The organism is Pseudochrobactrum asaccharolyticum (genome assembly GCF_003314995.1).
GTDB classification, from domain to species: Bacteria; Pseudomonadota; Alphaproteobacteria; order Rhizobiales; family Rhizobiaceae; genus Pseudochrobactrum; species Pseudochrobactrum asaccharolyticum.
The window spans coordinates 444,422-459,521 of sequence record NZ_QNRH01000003.1 but is presented as its reverse complement, the minus strand read 5'-3'; the positions used below and the strand labels follow the sequence as shown (position 1 = coordinate 459,521).

Genomic DNA, 15,100 nt, shown 5'->3' with positions numbered 1-15,100 from the left:
AAGCTTTTGTTTTGAGCGGAGATTGTATTTTGATGCAACCGGTTGAACTTGATGTGCGTGCCGTGCTGCGGGATGGCGGAGAGCCGTTTCCATTGATTATGCAGGCCGTTGCCGGCTTAAAGGCAGGTCAGCCTCTAAAACTGATTGCTAATTTCCGACCGGTTCCTTTGTGTCAGGTCATGCAGAAAAAGGGCTTTTCCTTTGCTGATCGTGAGATCGGGCATGGTGACTGGGAAGTGATCTTTACACCAATCGGAGCTGAAAGTGCATCGGAGCAATGCAAGCCTGTCAACCGCTCCGCGCAGACAGTTATACCGGAAATCTGGCCGGATCCAATGCATTATCTGGACTATTCATTGCCTGATCAGGGCGCGGTTACCGAAGAAATTCTGCGTTTACTTGGCAGAATTGATGAAGGTGCAGTGATTTTTGCTTTGTTTTCTGCCGAACCGCATTTTTTAGTGCCGGAGCTGGAAAAAGCAGGGCATCAATGGGTTGGCAATTTTGACGCCAGCGGTGAAGCCTATCGGATGATGATCCGCGCTGGCGCTCAGTGATTGGTTTTTATTCTGCACGCTGGCGGCGATCTTGTAACAGCATTGGTGCATATTCGATGAGAAATAAAGCAAATGCCGCGATCCATAACAGCGCTGATAGTGCCAGAATTGTATGGAAATAATTCAGGATAATTTCTGCAAATGGCCTGAGAAGTGCAGAGGCGATCAGGCAGGTATAGGACAAAATAGTGAGCGGAGATGCGGTTAGTGCATTACCGGTATGTCCGCGGGTTGCACGTCCCATTACCGCCAACATCATCATAGCGACAGCACCGACAGTCAGAATATGCAATGTTGAATAGGCATTGAGCATATCAGCCGCAGACAAAGCGATAGCGATAAAACCTGCCGGTATGAAAGCATAGGCAATATGCAGAATGACCAGTAGTTTCTCGGGTGCTGTTTCCCAGCCGCGCCAGCGTATCAGCCTCGCAATATGCATGACAGCAGCCAGACAGGCGAGCAGCAGTGTGACCATTGTTTCCGGTATAAATATCCAGCTCAACAACGCAAACGCACCGATGATTATGCAAATGGCATCATAGCGGTTAAATGGCACCGGAAAGCGTGTTTTCTGATTGCGGTTGAGCCAGTTACGGGTGAAACTCGGTACAATCCGTCCGCCGATAATCATGATCAGCAGCACATAGGCACTGACAGCGATACGACTGGCAAAAGCAACATCACCATCGAATATTACGCCATAATGGAAGATCAGATTGGCAATGGTGAGAATGGTAACGCCGATCAGTACCTTCAGGTTTTTCCATTGTTTTCCGGCAATAATTTCTCTTGCACAAATGACCAGCAACAGAGGCAGAAACAGGCTTTCCAATGCGATTGCCGCATAGAAATGGATGAGGTCAGGATAGAGAAAGGCCAGACGTCCCGCCAGCCAGAAACCGGCAAGAATGATCAGCGGTGTGCCGGAGACCGGCAGGCTGCCTGTCCAGTTCGGCACAGCGGTTAGCAGAAAACCTGCCAGAACCGCAGAGCCGAAACCGAACAGCATTTCATGGGCATGCCAGTTGAGTGCATCATAGGAGCCGCCCAGCGGCATGCCGAGTGTGAGGGATAAAATCCACAACAGCATGGCAAGCACAGCCCAGATACCGGCACCGAGGAAAAACGGCCTGAAACCATAGCTGAAAAGTACGGGGCCGGTCATTTTCAGACCACGCGGTACCGGTTTTCTGGTTTTAGTATTTTCGTTCTTCAGATGATCAGCGGTATCAGGGGCGTTCACAGCAATGTCCTCATCTCAACATGCGGGCCGGCATGCAAACCTGTGTCAGGCAGGGCTATTATTTTTGTGCGCTGGCAATTGCACTTTCGAGACGCTTCTGCACCGGCTTTGGTTTTTTAGCCGCGACGATAGCATCGAGATTAGCCGGATTGTCACCGACAACGATCAGCGCGACCATGCCCATGGAATAATGCGGTGTGCATTTGACCAGATAAGCGCCGTCTTGCTGAACTGTCAGCGTGTAGTTCTCGTTGATTTTGCTTTTGAATTTTTCAACGCCTTCAGGGAGCATATCTTTGACGGATTCAACATTATGACCTTTATCCGTCGGGATGAAGATGATGTTGTCGCCGGGATTGGCTTTGATATAGGCCGGTTCAAAGACCATTGCACCTTCTGCGCCTTTATTGAGCATATGGACTTCAATATCGGCAGCCAGAGCAGGCAGAGTAAAGAGGGCGAAAGCGCCTGCTGTCAGAGCCAGTTTTGTTGCGGTAAGTTTCATGTCACTCTCCGGAATAATATAACCGCTTCAGCGGCTTCCGGATATTTAGGACAATTTATAAACTTGCTCTTTGTCGGGGCGCAAACAAAGTTGAAAATTACATACAGCTTTTGTGTTCAGTCGTCATCGTGTTCTGCAAGCCGTTTCAGACCGGACAGGTTGGAAACCAGTAGTAATTGCCGGCCGCCTTTGACCAGTCCTTTGCTTTCCCAGTTGCTGAGTATCCGTGAGACCGTATGCAATGTAGTGCCGGTCATTTCGGCAATGTCCTGCCGCGAAATCGGGAAATCAATCCGGATATCAGCGCCTTCATGAATACCAGCGTCTTGTGCCAGACGGATAACTGTATGGGCAATGCGACGTTCTACTTCCTGCGTAGACATTTCACGGATGCGGTTATGTGCCTGATCCAGCCGCTGGCCGATCATCTGCATCGCATTGATTGCTAAAGTCGGGTTGCGTGCCAGAAAACCGTTCATCATATGCATTGGCCAGGCCAGTACTACGCTATCCATCACTGCCAGTGGTGTGCCCGGATATTCTGCGCGCCCGATTGCCAGTGCGAAACCGAATAAATCGCCGGGATGCACCACGCGTACAATCAGTTGCTGGCCGTCTGCCGTAACTTGCATGACTTTCAACCGGCCTTGGAGAAGCAGATAGAACAGTTTGGCTTTCTCGCCCTGTTCAAAGACCTTTGCTCCTTTCGGGACATTGCGCTGCACGGCATCGGAAAGCAGCTTATCCAAAGCGTTTTCTTCCATGCCTGCAAAGATTGGCAATGTACTGACAAGAGTCCGGTCGATCATACTCATCCCTTAGCGATCGGCCTGTTGCTGAACAGGCCGAATTTTCAGAATGAGTAGTAATGCTTCATGCGTCGCGGTGCAATTCACCGTGCTATGATAATTTTCAGGTATTGATCTTTCGCAGGGTGCCGCCAGCCGTTTTGAGATGAACACTGGTTGCAGGAAGATTTTTCAAAGCTGTTGAAATGCGGTTTTCGTCCATCAATGAAAAAGCGGTTGCCCATGCATCGGCCGACGCGGCATCGGGAGCGATGACCGTGACACGCTGATAAAGTGATGCGGAGAGATTATTTTCACTCGCGGCTTTTGGGTTAAGCAGATGATTGAAACGACCGGCGGCGTCAAAACGGAAACCGGCACTGCCTGATGTTGCTAAAGCATTACCGGAGAGTTCCAGCATTTCATCGGGTTGCGGATCAGTCTCAAGATCGGCGATACCGATTTGCCAAGGGTGCCCATCCGGATGGTTCGCCAATGTGCGATATTCACCAAGATTGATGAGTGTATTGGTAATGCCGTGAGACGCCAGTAATTGCGTTATCAGATCAGTAATATACCCCTGTGCAACACCGTTGAGGGTCATAGCCATTTGCGGGCGGGCAAAGACAATCCGGTCTTTACTAAAACGCACGGCATCAAAGCCGATTAAAGACTGCGCTTGTTGCAATTCCTGTGCAGAGGGGCCGGAAGCAGCTGCATATTCTGCTGAAAAATGCCGCGCAAGACATGCCCAAAGCGGCTGCACGGTCGGGTCAAACAGACCGCCACTTTTTTCCCAAAAGCCACGACATTTTTCCAGCAACTCAACCAGCTCCGGCGATGGCATAGCCAGACCACCGGAGCGGTTGAGCGAGGCAAGTTCAGAGTCTGGCCGGTAAAGGCTGAAAATACCTTCCAGACGTGCGATTTCCGCGCGAACTTGCCGGAGAAGAGCTTCTGCGACCTTCTTATCCGGATGATGGAGAATGATTTTTGCCGGTGCGCCAAGGGCAAAACCCTGCCAGATCAGGGTATCTCTCTGCGCTGTTGCGCCAGCATGAAAAGGCAGGAGGCTGAGACCGGTAGCAGCGCAACTGATACCGATAAAACGTCTGCGATTGATAAGGCTTGTCATGGCAGCCTCCCAGTATAGTCTTTATGTTAATGATGGGCGCTCATTGGTGCTTCAGCAGGCGCGTCTGAGGTGCCGAGAACGTAGTCCTGCGGGATGTCGGCAAAGGTAACGATGTCGCCGCCTTTATCCTTGGCAAATTTCTCTGCCGCTTCACGGACTGAGAACGGTACAGCTTCCTTGGCGCCCATGCCGCCGGTGGCATTGCTGTTGATGACGAAGAAAGCCTTTTTCGCATCAATCCAGTTTTGTGCACCCGGCTGTTCCCAGCTTGGTGCTTTGGCCATATCGGAGACATAGATTGCCGCGATGTTTTTCGGCTCTTCCGGCAGCATGGTAAAAGCCAGCGTATCACGGGCAGAGGAGAACCAGATGGCTTCGCTTGCCGGATGCAAAATGATCTGACCTTTCGGACCACTATGTTCCAGAACATTCATGCCGCAATAGCGCCCCATCGCGGCGTCTGTCAGCGCAAAAGGTGCCGGTGCCTCAGCCTGTTTTTCCGGTGAACAGGCCGACAGGGTAAGAGCGGCAATGACGGGGATGAAAAGGGAGATCAGTCTCATAGTTCTTTCCTTGAAAAGATGAGTACGGACAGGCCGAGCGGGATCGCAGTCCATAATCCCAGCGCCAGAGTGATGGTACCTGCGCTCAGAGTTGTGGTGCCAGCAACGCCGCCCATGCCGGTGAGGGCACCGGCGCCGCCTGTGCCGAAATTGAGCAGGCGATAGGCATCTGTCGGGTTGATAAGCAGCAGCATATTGAGCAGGGTTGTGCCGATCATCTGCCCCTGATCGAAGACCAGTAAGCCAAGCAGCGCCATGTCATAGATCAGCACAAAGAGCAGCCAGATACCGATGGCAATACCCGCAGCCGTGCTGCGCTCACGCACGATTGTGCTGGCGAAAAAGCCGATGGCGATAAATACCGCGCCAAGCAGGACAGAACTGCCGATCAATGACAGCAAAGCCAGCCAGCTTGCCGCATCAATGCCGCGGCCAGTCAGCGCAAGCACCACGGCGGTGCTGCCATAACCGAACAGGGTCGCGAAAGCGAGAATTGTGAGCTGTCCGAGAAACTTGCCCAGAATGACCTGTTTGCGCCCGATCGGATAACTCAGCAGCAACAGCATGGTGCCGCGCTCCATCTCGCCGACAATGGCATCATGAGAGATCAGCAGCGCAATTAGCGGGATGAGAAAAATGGTGAGGCTGGAGAGACTGACAATCACCACATCCAGCCGGTTGGAGCCGATGGTGCTGCCGGTCGGTGCATTGCCGAGAAAGCTCATGCTGAGTGCCAGAGCAGCTAGCAGCAGCGTGGTTGCCAGTACCCAGCGGTTGCGTAAACCTTCCTGAATTTCCTTACCGGCAATATGAATGAGGTTTTTCATTCCGCGGCCTCTTTAACTGTGAGGAAATGGGCGTAAAGCTCATCCAGAGTAGGCGCCATGACATCAATATTCGTGATGTTATGGTTTTGAGCGATAACGGAGTTCAAAATCTGCATTTTGTCTTCGGCTGAGACATCCGCCTCAAAACTTGCAAAGCCGGTTTTCCGCCAACCTATCCGCAGGGATTGTCCGATGCTCTGCGGTGCGGTTTCGCCTTCGGCTAAGCTGACACGGATACGCACCGGCAGACGCGCAATATGGCGCAGATCATCCAGCGAGCCATCTGCAATGACCTTACCACGATTGGCGATAATTACCCGTCCGACGCGATTTTCCAGTTCGGTGAGCGCATGAGAGGACATCAGAATAGTGGTGCCTTCCGCACGTATAACCTCCAGCAGATCGTAGAAGTTTTTGCGCAAGGCAGGGTCAAGGCCAGTTGTCGGTTCATCCAGCAGCAGCACGGCGGGTTTGCCGAGCAAAGCCTGCGCCAGACCAAGCCGCTGGCGCATGCCCTTGGAATAGGTGCCGACACGGCGGTCTGCCGCATGGGACAGGCCGACATGATCGAGCAGTGCAGCGGTTTCCTTCACAGGAACGGATTTGAGCTTGGCGTAAAAGGACAAGGTTTCCCGTCCGGTCAGTGCCATGTTGAAGGAGACATGCTCGGGCAGATAGCCAAGCTTGCGTCGTGCCGCAAATTGTCCGGCTGCAGGGTCTTCACCCAGCACCAGCACTTTGCCGTGTGTCGGGCGGATCAGTCCCAGCATCAGCTTGATCATCGTGGTCTTGCCTGCTCCATTATGGCCGACCAAGGCGATATTTTCACCGGCATTCAGCACATAGGACGCATCGCTGATGGCATTGAATGTGCCATAGGTTTTGGTGACACCGGCAAGCTTTACGGTTTCAGTCATGATTTATTTTCGCCTCCGGATTTGACCGGCATCGCAGGCGGTTTCATCAGCGGATAGCTGTCGATGACACCACCCGGCATCAATGCGGGAAATTGCATCTGCGCCCAGCGTATTGTTTGGATCGCCGGACTATTGATGAGGATTTTGGCCTGTGGAGCTGTCCACAGTACTTTGTCGATCAGGTCATTCGGCCGGTAGGGGCTGTCTGCAATACCATCGCCATTGAGGTCAAAAGCGGGATTGTCGCTCCAGAAATTACCACGCCCTTTGGTTGACCAGTCGAGATTGCGTGTCCCGACATATTTGACCTGATTGCGGTTGTTGATGAAGGCATTGCCGCTCATCACATTGCCTTCGGAACCGGCAGTGAAATGGATGCCTATGCTGCAATTTTCAAACTGGTTGCCGGTGAATTTGTTCTTATTGGCGTTGTAGATGAAAACGCATTTTTCTGGTCCCAGCCGCATACTGCCAGCATCGGCAGACGGGTCTGTTTCCGGTGCTGGCATACCGTGCTCGGCACTTTGCACACCGGCATCTATCCAGCGGTCAGCGGATTGCATTCTGCCGATCACCTGATTGCCGGTGATAACGGAACTATTGGCATAATTCAGCAATAAGCCGTGATCGCGGTCGCCATCGGAAAGATTGCCGGTAATTTTAAGCCGGCTGGTATACATAATGGCAAAGCCGACGGAATTATTGCGCGAGATATTATCGCTGACTTCGCTGTCATTGGTGTACATGTAATGGACAGCAAAGCGCACATTTTCCATGAGATTGCCGCGGAAAATATTCTTACGGCTGGCATTGGTATAAATGCCGTCGCGGCCATAGCGGATGATATTATTCAGCACTTTTGCACCCGGTGCATTCCAGATGGAAACACCGCTGCCGGTTTGTGCCATGCGTACACCGCGCTTGCCGATAATCTCATTGCCTTCGGCCACGGAATCCTTGGCGCCATGCAGATAGATGCCGTAAAGATTATCAATCAGTCGGTTATTTTCAGCCCGTGCGCCGGTAGCGGTTTTGGCGATGAAAATACCGGAATTGAGATCATAGAGATTGTCGCCGGAGCCACGGATTTCCAACCCGCGAATGATGGTTTCCGGTGCATTGACGGTAATTGTATTGCCGGTGCCGGAGCCGTAAAGCACGGCTCCGGCTTCCCCCTCAAGCATGACTGTCTTGTCAATGACGACTGACCCGTCATGCCGTCCTTTGAGCAGGCGGATAGTTTCCCCCGCCGGTGCCTGATCAAGGACGGTTTGCAGATTTTGTCCGGCAGAAACGGTGATCTCTCCGGCCAGTGCCGGAGAAATCATAGCGGGCAACAGGCCGGAAAAACATAAAGCCGTGGCAAAAGCATAGTGCTTCAGTGCGGGCGTTGTTTGCTCCGGTAAAGCTGCGGGATTGTGTTTTTCCTTATGGCGCTGATGCTTCATGATGATTAAGCGCCTTTCGGCTCAACAAGCATACGGCCTTTCATTTCCATATGCATGGCATGGCAGAACCACGAGCAGTAATACCACCACACGCCCGGCTTATTGGCGATGAAGGTAACCGAGGCGGTGGCCTGCGGTGCTACTTCCATGTTGATCCCGTAATTGATGATCGCGAAACCATGGGTCAGGTCTTCAATTTCATCAATATTGGTCACATAGACAGTGACTTCATCGCCCTGTTTGACGGTGAATTCCTCAAGGCTGAAAGCCGGTGCAGCGGAGGTCATATAGACACGGACTTTATTACCGTCGCGGATGACTTCCGCAGCCTCCATCAGATCGACACCATCGGCCTTTGCCTGTGCAACGGCATCGGCGAAGAACGGATCTTCACGGCTCCAGAAATTGACCGGATTGATCTTGGAGCGATGTACGATTGTTGCGTCATGCGGTTCGGCGAAACTTGGTCCGTCATGGACAACCACCATTTTGTCTCCGGAAATATCAATGAGCTGGTCATTTTCCGGTTTGAGAGGTCCCACATTGAGATAGCGGTCTTTGGAGAATTTATTGAGAGAAATCAGCCATTTGCCATCCGCCTCTTTGGTTTGTCCCATTGAGGTGTGGTTGTGCCCCGGCTGATATTGCACATCCAGTTTCTGGCGGATCGGATCAACCTTTTCGCCCTTGAAGGCGCGTTTGGCATCTTCAATGTTCCATTTGCAAATCTGACTGTCGATAAACAGGGTTGTATAGGCGTTACCCTTACCGTCATAGGCAGTGTGCAAAGGTCCGAGACCCAGTTCCGGCTCTGCCACAACGGCATCACGCGGGCTGATTTTGTCGTCAAACAAATCATCGAATTTGCGAACGTCGAAAACAGTGACGGTTGGCGACAATTTACCATTGGCCACAATGTGGATACCGTCCGGTGCGGTATTCATCCCATGCGGGCTGTTTGGTACGGGAATATAGCGGGTGAATTTAGAACCTTTCCGCCCGTCAATGACCGGAACGCCGCCCATTTCCTTGAACTCGCCTTTGGCAACGGCTTCTTCAATCCGTTTCAGGTTGAAGACAACAATCCAGTCCTGCTCACTGCCCATCATTTCGGCCAGTGTCACACCTTCTTCGGAGTTGTAGCAAGTGGCGAATGCATATTTGCCCTGATAATCGCAGTCGACATTGTCGAGATTGCCGCTGACCATCACCTGCCATGCAACTTTCATGCTTTCACCGTCAACGGCAGTGAAAATCGCATGATAGTTTTTGGTGTCTGTCAGATTGGTACCGTCATTCGGGATCGGCACACGGTCTTCACCATTACAGAATACATAGCCGGTTTTCGGATATTTCTGCACGCGCAGGCCATGAACCGTGTGTTGGTTCGGCAGCTGAATGATCTTGTCACATTTCATCACATCAAGACGGATACGGCAGACGCGGGTATTGGCCTTATCATTGGCGTAAAGATAACGGCCGTCATAGGTGCCGTCAGTAAAAGAAAGATGCGGGTGATGCAGGTCGCCATTGTCGAAAATGCCGCCACGGTCTTTCATGAATTCACGGTCTTCCGGCAGCATACCTTCGGTCAGGATTTTCCGGCTTTCATTGGTCTGTCCCCAGCCGGTGGCGCTGTCACGGTTGAAAACCGGAATACGCATCAGCTCGCGCATAGAAGGCAGGCCGACAATACGGACTTCACCGGTCTGACCGCTGGAAAAGAATGTGTAATATTCATCCAGTTCACCCGGTTTGACTTCAGCGCTTGCGCCGGATGCTGCACTTGCAGCCAAGGCTTGTTTCGGAGCGCCGGCCATGACAAGTGCGCCGCCCATGCCACTGGCACCAGCCGCAGCCACAAAGGCCGAGGTGCCGAGTAATTGCCGTCTGCTCATGCGGGTTTTATTTTCTTGCTCAGACATTGCTTTGTCTCCAGTTGAAAACTTCAGGATGCTGCGTCCGGTGCAGGCGCACCGGTAACAGGCTTTCCGTTATGGGTGATGATGGTCTTGGTTTGGCTGCTGCTGCCTTCTGCCGGTGGAATGTAAGGCGCGTTGCGGGCAGCGAATTTCTCACGTTTGACACGCACCTGAATCATATGCGGGCAGCGTTGGTCATCGTGGTAGAGTTCCTGACAATGCATGCAGTAGATACATTCATTGACATTGATCTGGCCTTCCGGATGGATGGACTGCACCGGACATTCGACAGCACAGCGCTGGCATGGCGAGCCGCATTCCGGCCAGCGTTTGAGCCATTCAAACATGCGGATACGGCCGGGTATGGCGAGTGCTGCACCGAGCGGGCATAGATAGCGGCAGAAAAAGCGCTCAATGAACAGACCGGCAGTCAGCAATGTTAGGGCATAGATGACGAAAGGCCATTCGCGGGCGAATTTCAGGATGATTGCGGTTTTGAACGGTTCGACTTCAGCGAAAACTTCAGCCAGAGCCACGGAATAGAGCGACAGACCAAACAGGCCGAGGAAGATAATATACTTGATCGGCCACAGACGTTCATGCAGACCCCATGGCAGTTTGACCTGTGGTACTTTCAGCCACTGTGCCAGATTATTGCTCAGCTCCTGCATTGCGCCGAAAGGGCAGAGCCAGCCGCAGAACGGGCCGCGTCCCCAGAATAGCAGACCGGCTGCAACCGAGCCCCATAACAGGAAGGTCAGCGGCGAGGTCAGGAAGAATTCCCAATTGAAACCGGTGATGAGCGAATTGGTGAAAGTCAGGACATTGACGACCGACAATTGAGTGTTGGTGTAGAAGCCAAGCCAGACAAGGATGAACAGGAGATAGCCGCGTCTGACCCATGCGAAGAATCGCGGACGTCTGACAAGATGGTTCTGAAAGAAGAAGATTGCGACCAACATCAGAATGGCGAAGGCAGTAATCACAATATTGATTTTGTTCATCTGCCACATCTGAATCCACAGCGGATTATCTTCACCGAAGAAATCAGGCATGGATGCTTCACCGACCGGCGCGCTGACATGCGGGTTATTTGCTGTGGCAGCATCTTGTGCAGGCTGCACGGAAGCCGGAGCAGGTTTGGCAGGAGCGGTGATGGTCACATATTGGTCTGGAAGATTATAACCTAGGTCATAGAAGATACTGGCTTTGTCGCGGGCGCCGAAGCCACGCTGTACCAGCAATTGCAGTTCCCACGGCTTCGTTACATCAAAAATAAAGCCTTCCGGTACTGTGAACAGAGCGATTTCGCGTAATTTAGGTGCGCCGTCGGCAGCAATGTCACCGATACGGGTGTGGTTTTTATCACGGAAGCGGATGCCCTGACCGTCTTGCAAAAGTTCGATACGGTCGAAAATACCGCCGCGTACATAGCCCGATCCTTTGAAAGAATAGGCACCATCACCGGCAACCAGCACGGCCTGTTGACCGGGTTTGAGATGTTTTTGCATTTGGTCATAACCGGCCTTGCCAAGCAGGCTGAGGCCGATAGAGGGTACCGATACCGGCGCGATATAAAGTTCGATGAATTGATCTTCAGGATCGGATGTTTCAGGATTGCCTGCGGCTTGCGGCTGTTTAGCATCAAGAAAAGCTTGCGTTACTTCGCCGACACTGAGTTTCAAGCTGCGGACAGAGCCATCGCCGGTCAGTTCCTGCCAGTCACGGATATCCTGTTTCGACAGATCGACAGTGCGGATTTCTTGCGGAGCTGCGGTCAAGTTGGCGGAAATTTGATTGCCAAGACGTCCGCTACGGATCAGCCCGACAGCAGAGCGCACTACACTGTCACCCATCACCAGAACAGTGACCGTGGCGCCGCTGACAATCTCGACCTGAGGCGGCTTGGCAGTGCCTGAAGCCACGGCATTGAAATCGCTGTTAATCAGGGAATTGAGCGCCGCAACGACTTTTGCTTCAGGAATACCAATGAGAACAATCGGTTCTTTATGATCTACCAGTTTGATGCCGCGAATAATGCCTTTAGGATCAATGCCGACAAGAATATGGATCGGTTTGCCGGAATAGCCGACGGCACTGGTAAAGTCCGAGTTCAGATAAATATAGCCGAGCAGATCCTGATTTTTATAGACCGGCGCAATCGGCGGCTCACCTTGCGGCGTGCCGATACGATCGGCATCCTGAAAGATTTCCTGCACCTTCAGTGCAGGCAGATACTTGTCCAGCTGGGCGGCCAGAGCTGTTGATTGCAGACTAAAAAAAACGCTAACCAGAACACAGAGCAGCTGAAACAGCTTTCTGAAGGTGAGTGCCGGACGGTCATGAAAGCGGTTCATATCAAAGGCTCGCTGCAAATCATTACGCGTAGTGGCAGGGCCACTAGGCGATCTATGCAACGGACTTTAATGAAGCGGCAGAAAGCGTCTTTGCGTCAGAACAAACTGATCATTATTTGATGAATATACCTGTTTTCTAATATTAAATTACTCCACACCACCTGAACCGGCTGGTGAGCATTTCAGGCTGATGTGGAGTATATTCGTGTGCTCTGCATATTATTGTGGCGATCTGGATCGTAAAAGCTGACCGGCTGTTATCAGAACAGGCGCTATTAAACTGAACCAGGCTGCCTGATAGCCAAACCAATCAGCTATTAAGCCGAACAGATAAGGGCCGAGCGCCATGACCGCGAGACAGATTGTCGAGGCGAAAGCAACCGTTGATGCAATTGAGCTTTTTGGCGCAGCTTCTGCGATTTCTAGTAAATAGAGCGGAAACCAGCCAATTCCGAAAAAGCCAAGCAGTACCAGCAACACAAGAATAGCTGCCATTGGCATGATGGCTGGTAACAGTGTCAGCAAAACTGTTGTGCCGACGGCGATCAGTGAAATAAAAGCGAGTGAGTGCGCTCTTTTTGCAGGGCGATAATAATCGCTGAGCCACGGCAACAATACGCGTCCCGGAATGCCTGCGCATTGAATTAATGCGAAAAGCAATGCAGCTAACACAATATCAATCCTGAAATGACCGGTTAAATAGCTGATCATATGTGCGGTAAAGGTGAACTGAAAAGCGGACATAGCTATTCCGAGCCGTAAAACCGGCCAGAAATTTTTCTCTTCGCCAACGGTGCGAATAAGTATTTTCAGGGGGAGGGGTGCTGCTGCTTTGGTGGCGATGCTGTCGGGTTCGCGATAAAGCCCCCAAAACAGAAGAGCACCAAATATTGAAACACCGGCACCAACCCATGCCGCGCTGTGCCAGCCATAATGAACGGCGAAATAGGGTAACACGGCTGCTGCAATCATAGTGCCGAAAGGAACCGCAGCCTGACGGAAGCCAGTAGCAATGCCGCGCTTATGTGGTGGAAACCACCGCATAACTGCGCGGGTTCCGCCAGGCTGTACGGCTGAATAAGTGCCGCCTAAAAAGGCCATGCAGATCAAAAGGCTGACCAGATTGTCGACGAAAAGAGCCGTTGCAGCCATTGCTGCCGCCATTGCTGTCATTGCAATGCCGACAACTTTACGCTCGCCATACATATCGATAGCACGACCAAAACTATACATTGTGATGATCTGGACGCCATTCATAACGGTGACCGCAAGTGAAGCAGAAGCCAGCGTCACCCCAAAGGCCTCCCGCCAAAAAGGAACCAGAATATAGATTCCTTGCGATACGATTGATCCGGCTGCTTGTGTTCCGACGGCGATTGCCAGAATGCCCCAGATGCGGGAATCTGTATTTGCGGAGGTGCTGGCGCTTTGAATGGCGGACTGAGTCATGAGAAAGCATTTCCTGTTATTTTCTCAATAAGCCCTAAAGCGACATAAACAGAAACATGCTATTATATGTTTCAATGATAACTATTGTTTATGGTTGGGATGTGCCTTGCTTGATCCTGAAGCCGTCGAAGCCTTTCTTCTTGTTGCAGAATTGCAGTCTTTTACAAAGGCAGCAGGCGCACTGAATACGACACAAGCGGCCATTTCTTTACGCCTTCGGCGTTTGGAAGAGGGGCTGGGTCAGCGTTTGCTGGAGCGTACGCCGCGACACGTGCGGCTTACTGTGGCCGGTGCGCATTTCCTGCAACCGGCCAAAGACTATATGGCCAGCGGCAGACGAGCGGCTGCAATTTTTGCACAAACACCTGCGCGCCTTTCTATTGGCATTACCCATCATCTGGTCGGGCCAAATCTTCCAAAATTGCTGAGCCGTATGAATGAACGGGAAACCGGTGTGACGCTGCACTTGCGCACTGCCGGTACAAGGGAACTGCTGGATCGGTATGATGCAGGAGATTTGGATGCAGTTATCATTCTGCGATACGATGAAAGCCGGCGGGATGGCGAGTTTCTGACAGAGGAACGTTTTGGCTGGTTCGCCGCTCCGGATTTCATAATACCGGACGAAGCGCCTTTGCCTCTCGCGATTCAGGCCGAACCCTGTAATCTCCGTGCTATGGCGCTTAAAACGCTTGATAGCGGCAGCATTGCCTGGCGGGAAGCATTTGTCGGAACAGGCGCTATATCTGTCTCTGCTGCTGCGGAGGCTGGTTTGGCCGTGGCGTTGCTGGCATATAAAGCTGCACCTTCTCAACTGGTCGATATTAGTGAGAAGACCAAATTACCGCCATTGCCGAAACGGGACATTGTTCTTGTTTCAAGTGTTACCGGTGAACGGGCAGCGTCAGTATTGCGCCGCCTCGTCCTTGCATTTCAGGCTTTGTAAAACGGGCTAACTTCACCGCTTGCGTCTCAGTTTAAGCAACGGATGTTTCATGCAAATGTTTCCATTGCAATTGGGCGCCTATGCTGCTCAGGAAGGCTGTCGCTACGCGCTTTGTTGGTTCATGGCCTGATTGCTCCTGAATTTCATGATAGGTTACAACCGCGCCGTCAGAACCTTCATAGATAACAGACATATTTTCGAGGGTAATTTTCAGCCCTGATTTTGCACCGGCCTGTGCTTTGAAAAAGGCACCGATTTCAGGATAGCCAAGCTCTGAACCGCTCATCGTGATCATTGTGAAATCTGCTGAAAAATCGGCCATGAGTTTTTCATAGAGTTTGGCACTGTTATCTGCACCGCTGAACCAATCTTCAATCATACTGACTGTGTTGCGGATAAGGTCAAAATACATATCGGATTGCGTCATTGAGTATCTCTTT

14 protein-coding genes are annotated in these 15,100 nt (G+C 51.8%); 2 read left to right on the top strand and 12 right to left on the bottom strand.

Going from position 1 to position 15,100, the window contains the following annotated elements:
* Positions 1-32 precede the first annotated feature (32 nt).
* The gene (locus tag DFR47_RS10460) at positions 33-557 is read left to right on the top strand and encodes a DUF2249 domain-containing protein (RefSeq protein ID WP_113944347.1); all 525 of its coding nucleotides are present in this window, start codon (positions 33-35) and stop codon (positions 555-557) included.
* 7 nt (positions 558-564) lie between these two features.
* Here DFR47_RS10460 and DFR47_RS10455 read toward each other — a convergent pair whose 3' ends face one another.
* The 11 genes from DFR47_RS10455 to DFR47_RS10405 form a co-directional block, all read right to left on the bottom strand.
* Positions 565-1,725 carry an NnrS family protein gene (locus tag DFR47_RS10455; protein ID WP_113944516.1) on the bottom strand — a complete coding sequence of 387 codons (1,161 nt, stop codon included), beginning with the start codon at positions 1,723-1,725 and terminating at the stop codon, positions 565-567.
* A 136-nt stretch (positions 1,726-1,861) separates the two neighbouring features.
* Positions 1,862-2,308 carry a pseudoazurin gene (locus tag DFR47_RS10450; protein WP_113944346.1) on the bottom strand — a complete coding sequence of 149 codons (447 nt, stop codon included), beginning with the start codon at positions 2,306-2,308 and terminating at the stop codon, positions 1,862-1,864.
* A gap of 116 nt (positions 2,309-2,424) precedes the next feature.
* Positions 2,425-3,123, bottom strand: coding sequence for a Crp/Fnr family transcriptional regulator (locus tag DFR47_RS10445; RefSeq protein WP_113944345.1), 699 nt, complete (start codon positions 3,121-3,123; stop codon positions 2,425-2,427).
* Between the two features lie 97 nt (positions 3,124-3,220).
* A complete protein-coding gene (locus DFR47_RS10440) occupies positions 3,221-4,231 on the bottom strand; it encodes an FAD:protein FMN transferase (protein WP_113944344.1) in 1,011 nt (336 codons plus the stop codon).
* Positions 4,232-4,257: 26 nt separating this feature from the next.
* Positions 4,258-4,794 (bottom strand): nitrous oxide reductase accessory protein NosL, encoded by a 537-nt coding sequence (locus DFR47_RS10435; RefSeq protein ID WP_113944343.1) that lies wholly within the window; start codon positions 4,792-4,794, stop codon positions 4,258-4,260.
* Positions 4,791-5,621 carry an ABC transporter permease gene (locus DFR47_RS10430; RefSeq protein WP_113944342.1) on the bottom strand — a complete coding sequence of 277 codons (831 nt, stop codon included), beginning with the start codon at positions 5,619-5,621 and terminating at the stop codon, positions 4,791-4,793. The genes DFR47_RS10435 and DFR47_RS10430 overlap by 4 nt, the downstream gene beginning before the upstream one ends.
* Positions 5,618-6,538, bottom strand: a complete 921-nt coding sequence (locus DFR47_RS10425; RefSeq protein ID WP_113944341.1) for an ABC transporter ATP-binding protein — start codon at positions 6,536-6,538, stop codon at positions 5,618-5,620. The genes DFR47_RS10430 and DFR47_RS10425 overlap by 4 nt, the downstream gene beginning before the upstream one ends.
* The gene (locus DFR47_RS10420; RefSeq protein WP_113944515.1) at positions 6,535-7,866 is read right to left on the bottom strand and encodes a nitrous oxide reductase family maturation protein NosD; all 1,332 of its coding nucleotides are present in this window, start codon (positions 7,864-7,866) and stop codon (positions 6,535-6,537) included. Before DFR47_RS10420 ends, DFR47_RS10425 begins: the two co-directional genes overlap by 4 nt.
* A 125-nt stretch (positions 7,867-7,991) precedes the next feature.
* The gene (gene nosZ / locus DFR47_RS10415; RefSeq protein ID WP_113944340.1) at positions 7,992-9,911 is read right to left on the bottom strand and encodes a TAT-dependent nitrous-oxide reductase; all 1,920 of its coding nucleotides are present in this window, start codon (positions 9,909-9,911) and stop codon (positions 7,992-7,994) included.
* 23 nt (positions 9,912-9,934) lie between these two features.
* Positions 9,935-12,265 (bottom strand): regulatory protein NosR, encoded by a 2,331-nt coding sequence (locus tag DFR47_RS10410; RefSeq protein WP_113944339.1) that lies wholly within the window; start codon positions 12,263-12,265, stop codon positions 9,935-9,937.
* A 219-nt stretch (positions 12,266-12,484) separates the two neighbouring features.
* Positions 12,485-13,714 carry an MFS transporter gene (locus DFR47_RS10405; RefSeq protein ID WP_113944338.1) on the bottom strand — a complete coding sequence of 410 codons (1,230 nt, stop codon included), beginning with the start codon at positions 13,712-13,714 and terminating at the stop codon, positions 12,485-12,487.
* Positions 13,715-13,820: 106 nt separating this feature from the next.
* Between DFR47_RS10405 and DFR47_RS10400 the strand changes: the two genes are divergently transcribed.
* Complete coding sequence (locus DFR47_RS10400; protein WP_245416531.1) at positions 13,821-14,660, top strand: LysR family transcriptional regulator; 840 nt, start codon at positions 13,821-13,823, stop codon at positions 14,658-14,660.
* Between the two features lie 31 nt (positions 14,661-14,691).
* Here the strand turns inward: DFR47_RS10400 and DFR47_RS10395 are convergent, their stop codons facing one another.
* A complete protein-coding gene (locus DFR47_RS10395; RefSeq protein WP_113944336.1) occupies positions 14,692-15,087 on the bottom strand; it encodes a DUF4440 domain-containing protein in 396 nt (131 codons plus the stop codon).
* Positions 15,088-15,100: the final 13 nt, after the last annotated feature.

Coding starts and splice junctions, on each gene's coding strand:
- DFR47_RS10440 (WP_113944344.1), bottom strand. CDS start 4,231: ATGACAAGCCTTATCAATCGCAGACGTTTTATCGGTATCAGTTGCGCT.
- DFR47_RS10420 (WP_113944515.1), bottom strand. CDS start 7,866: ATGATTTCTCCGGCACTGGCCGGAGAGATCACCGTTTCTGCCGGACAA.
- DFR47_RS10445 (WP_113944345.1), bottom strand. CDS start 3,123: ATGAGTATGATCGACCGGACTCTTGTCAGTACATTGCCAATCTTTGCA.
- DFR47_RS10435 (WP_113944343.1), bottom strand. CDS start 4,794: ATGAGACTGATCTCCCTTTTCATCCCCGTCATTGCCGCTCTTACCCTG.
- DFR47_RS10460 (WP_113944347.1), top strand. CDS start 33: ATGCAACCGGTTGAACTTGATGTGCGTGCCGTGCTGCGGGATGGCGGA.
- DFR47_RS10425 (WP_113944341.1), bottom strand. CDS start 6,538: ATGACTGAAACCGTAAAGCTTGCCGGTGTCACCAAAACCTATGGCACA.
- DFR47_RS10455 (WP_113944516.1), bottom strand. CDS start 1,725: ATGACCGGCCCCGTACTTTTCAGCTATGGTTTCAGGCCGTTTTTCCTC.
- nosZ (WP_113944340.1), bottom strand. CDS start 9,911: ATGTCTGAGCAAGAAAATAAAACCCGCATGAGCAGACGGCAATTACTC.
- DFR47_RS10405 (WP_113944338.1), bottom strand. CDS start 13,714: ATGACTCAGTCCGCCATTCAAAGCGCCAGCACCTCCGCAAATACAGAT.
- DFR47_RS10430 (WP_113944342.1), bottom strand. CDS start 5,621: ATGAAAAACCTCATTCATATTGCCGGTAAGGAAATTCAGGAAGGTTTA.
- DFR47_RS10450 (WP_113944346.1), bottom strand. CDS start 2,308: ATGAAACTTACCGCAACAAAACTGGCTCTGACAGCAGGCGCTTTCGCC.
- DFR47_RS10410 (WP_113944339.1), bottom strand. CDS start 12,265: ATGAACCGCTTTCATGACCGTCCGGCACTCACCTTCAGAAAGCTGTTT.
- DFR47_RS10395 (WP_113944336.1), bottom strand. CDS start 15,087: ATGACGCAATCCGATATGTATTTTGACCTTATCCGCAACACAGTCAGT.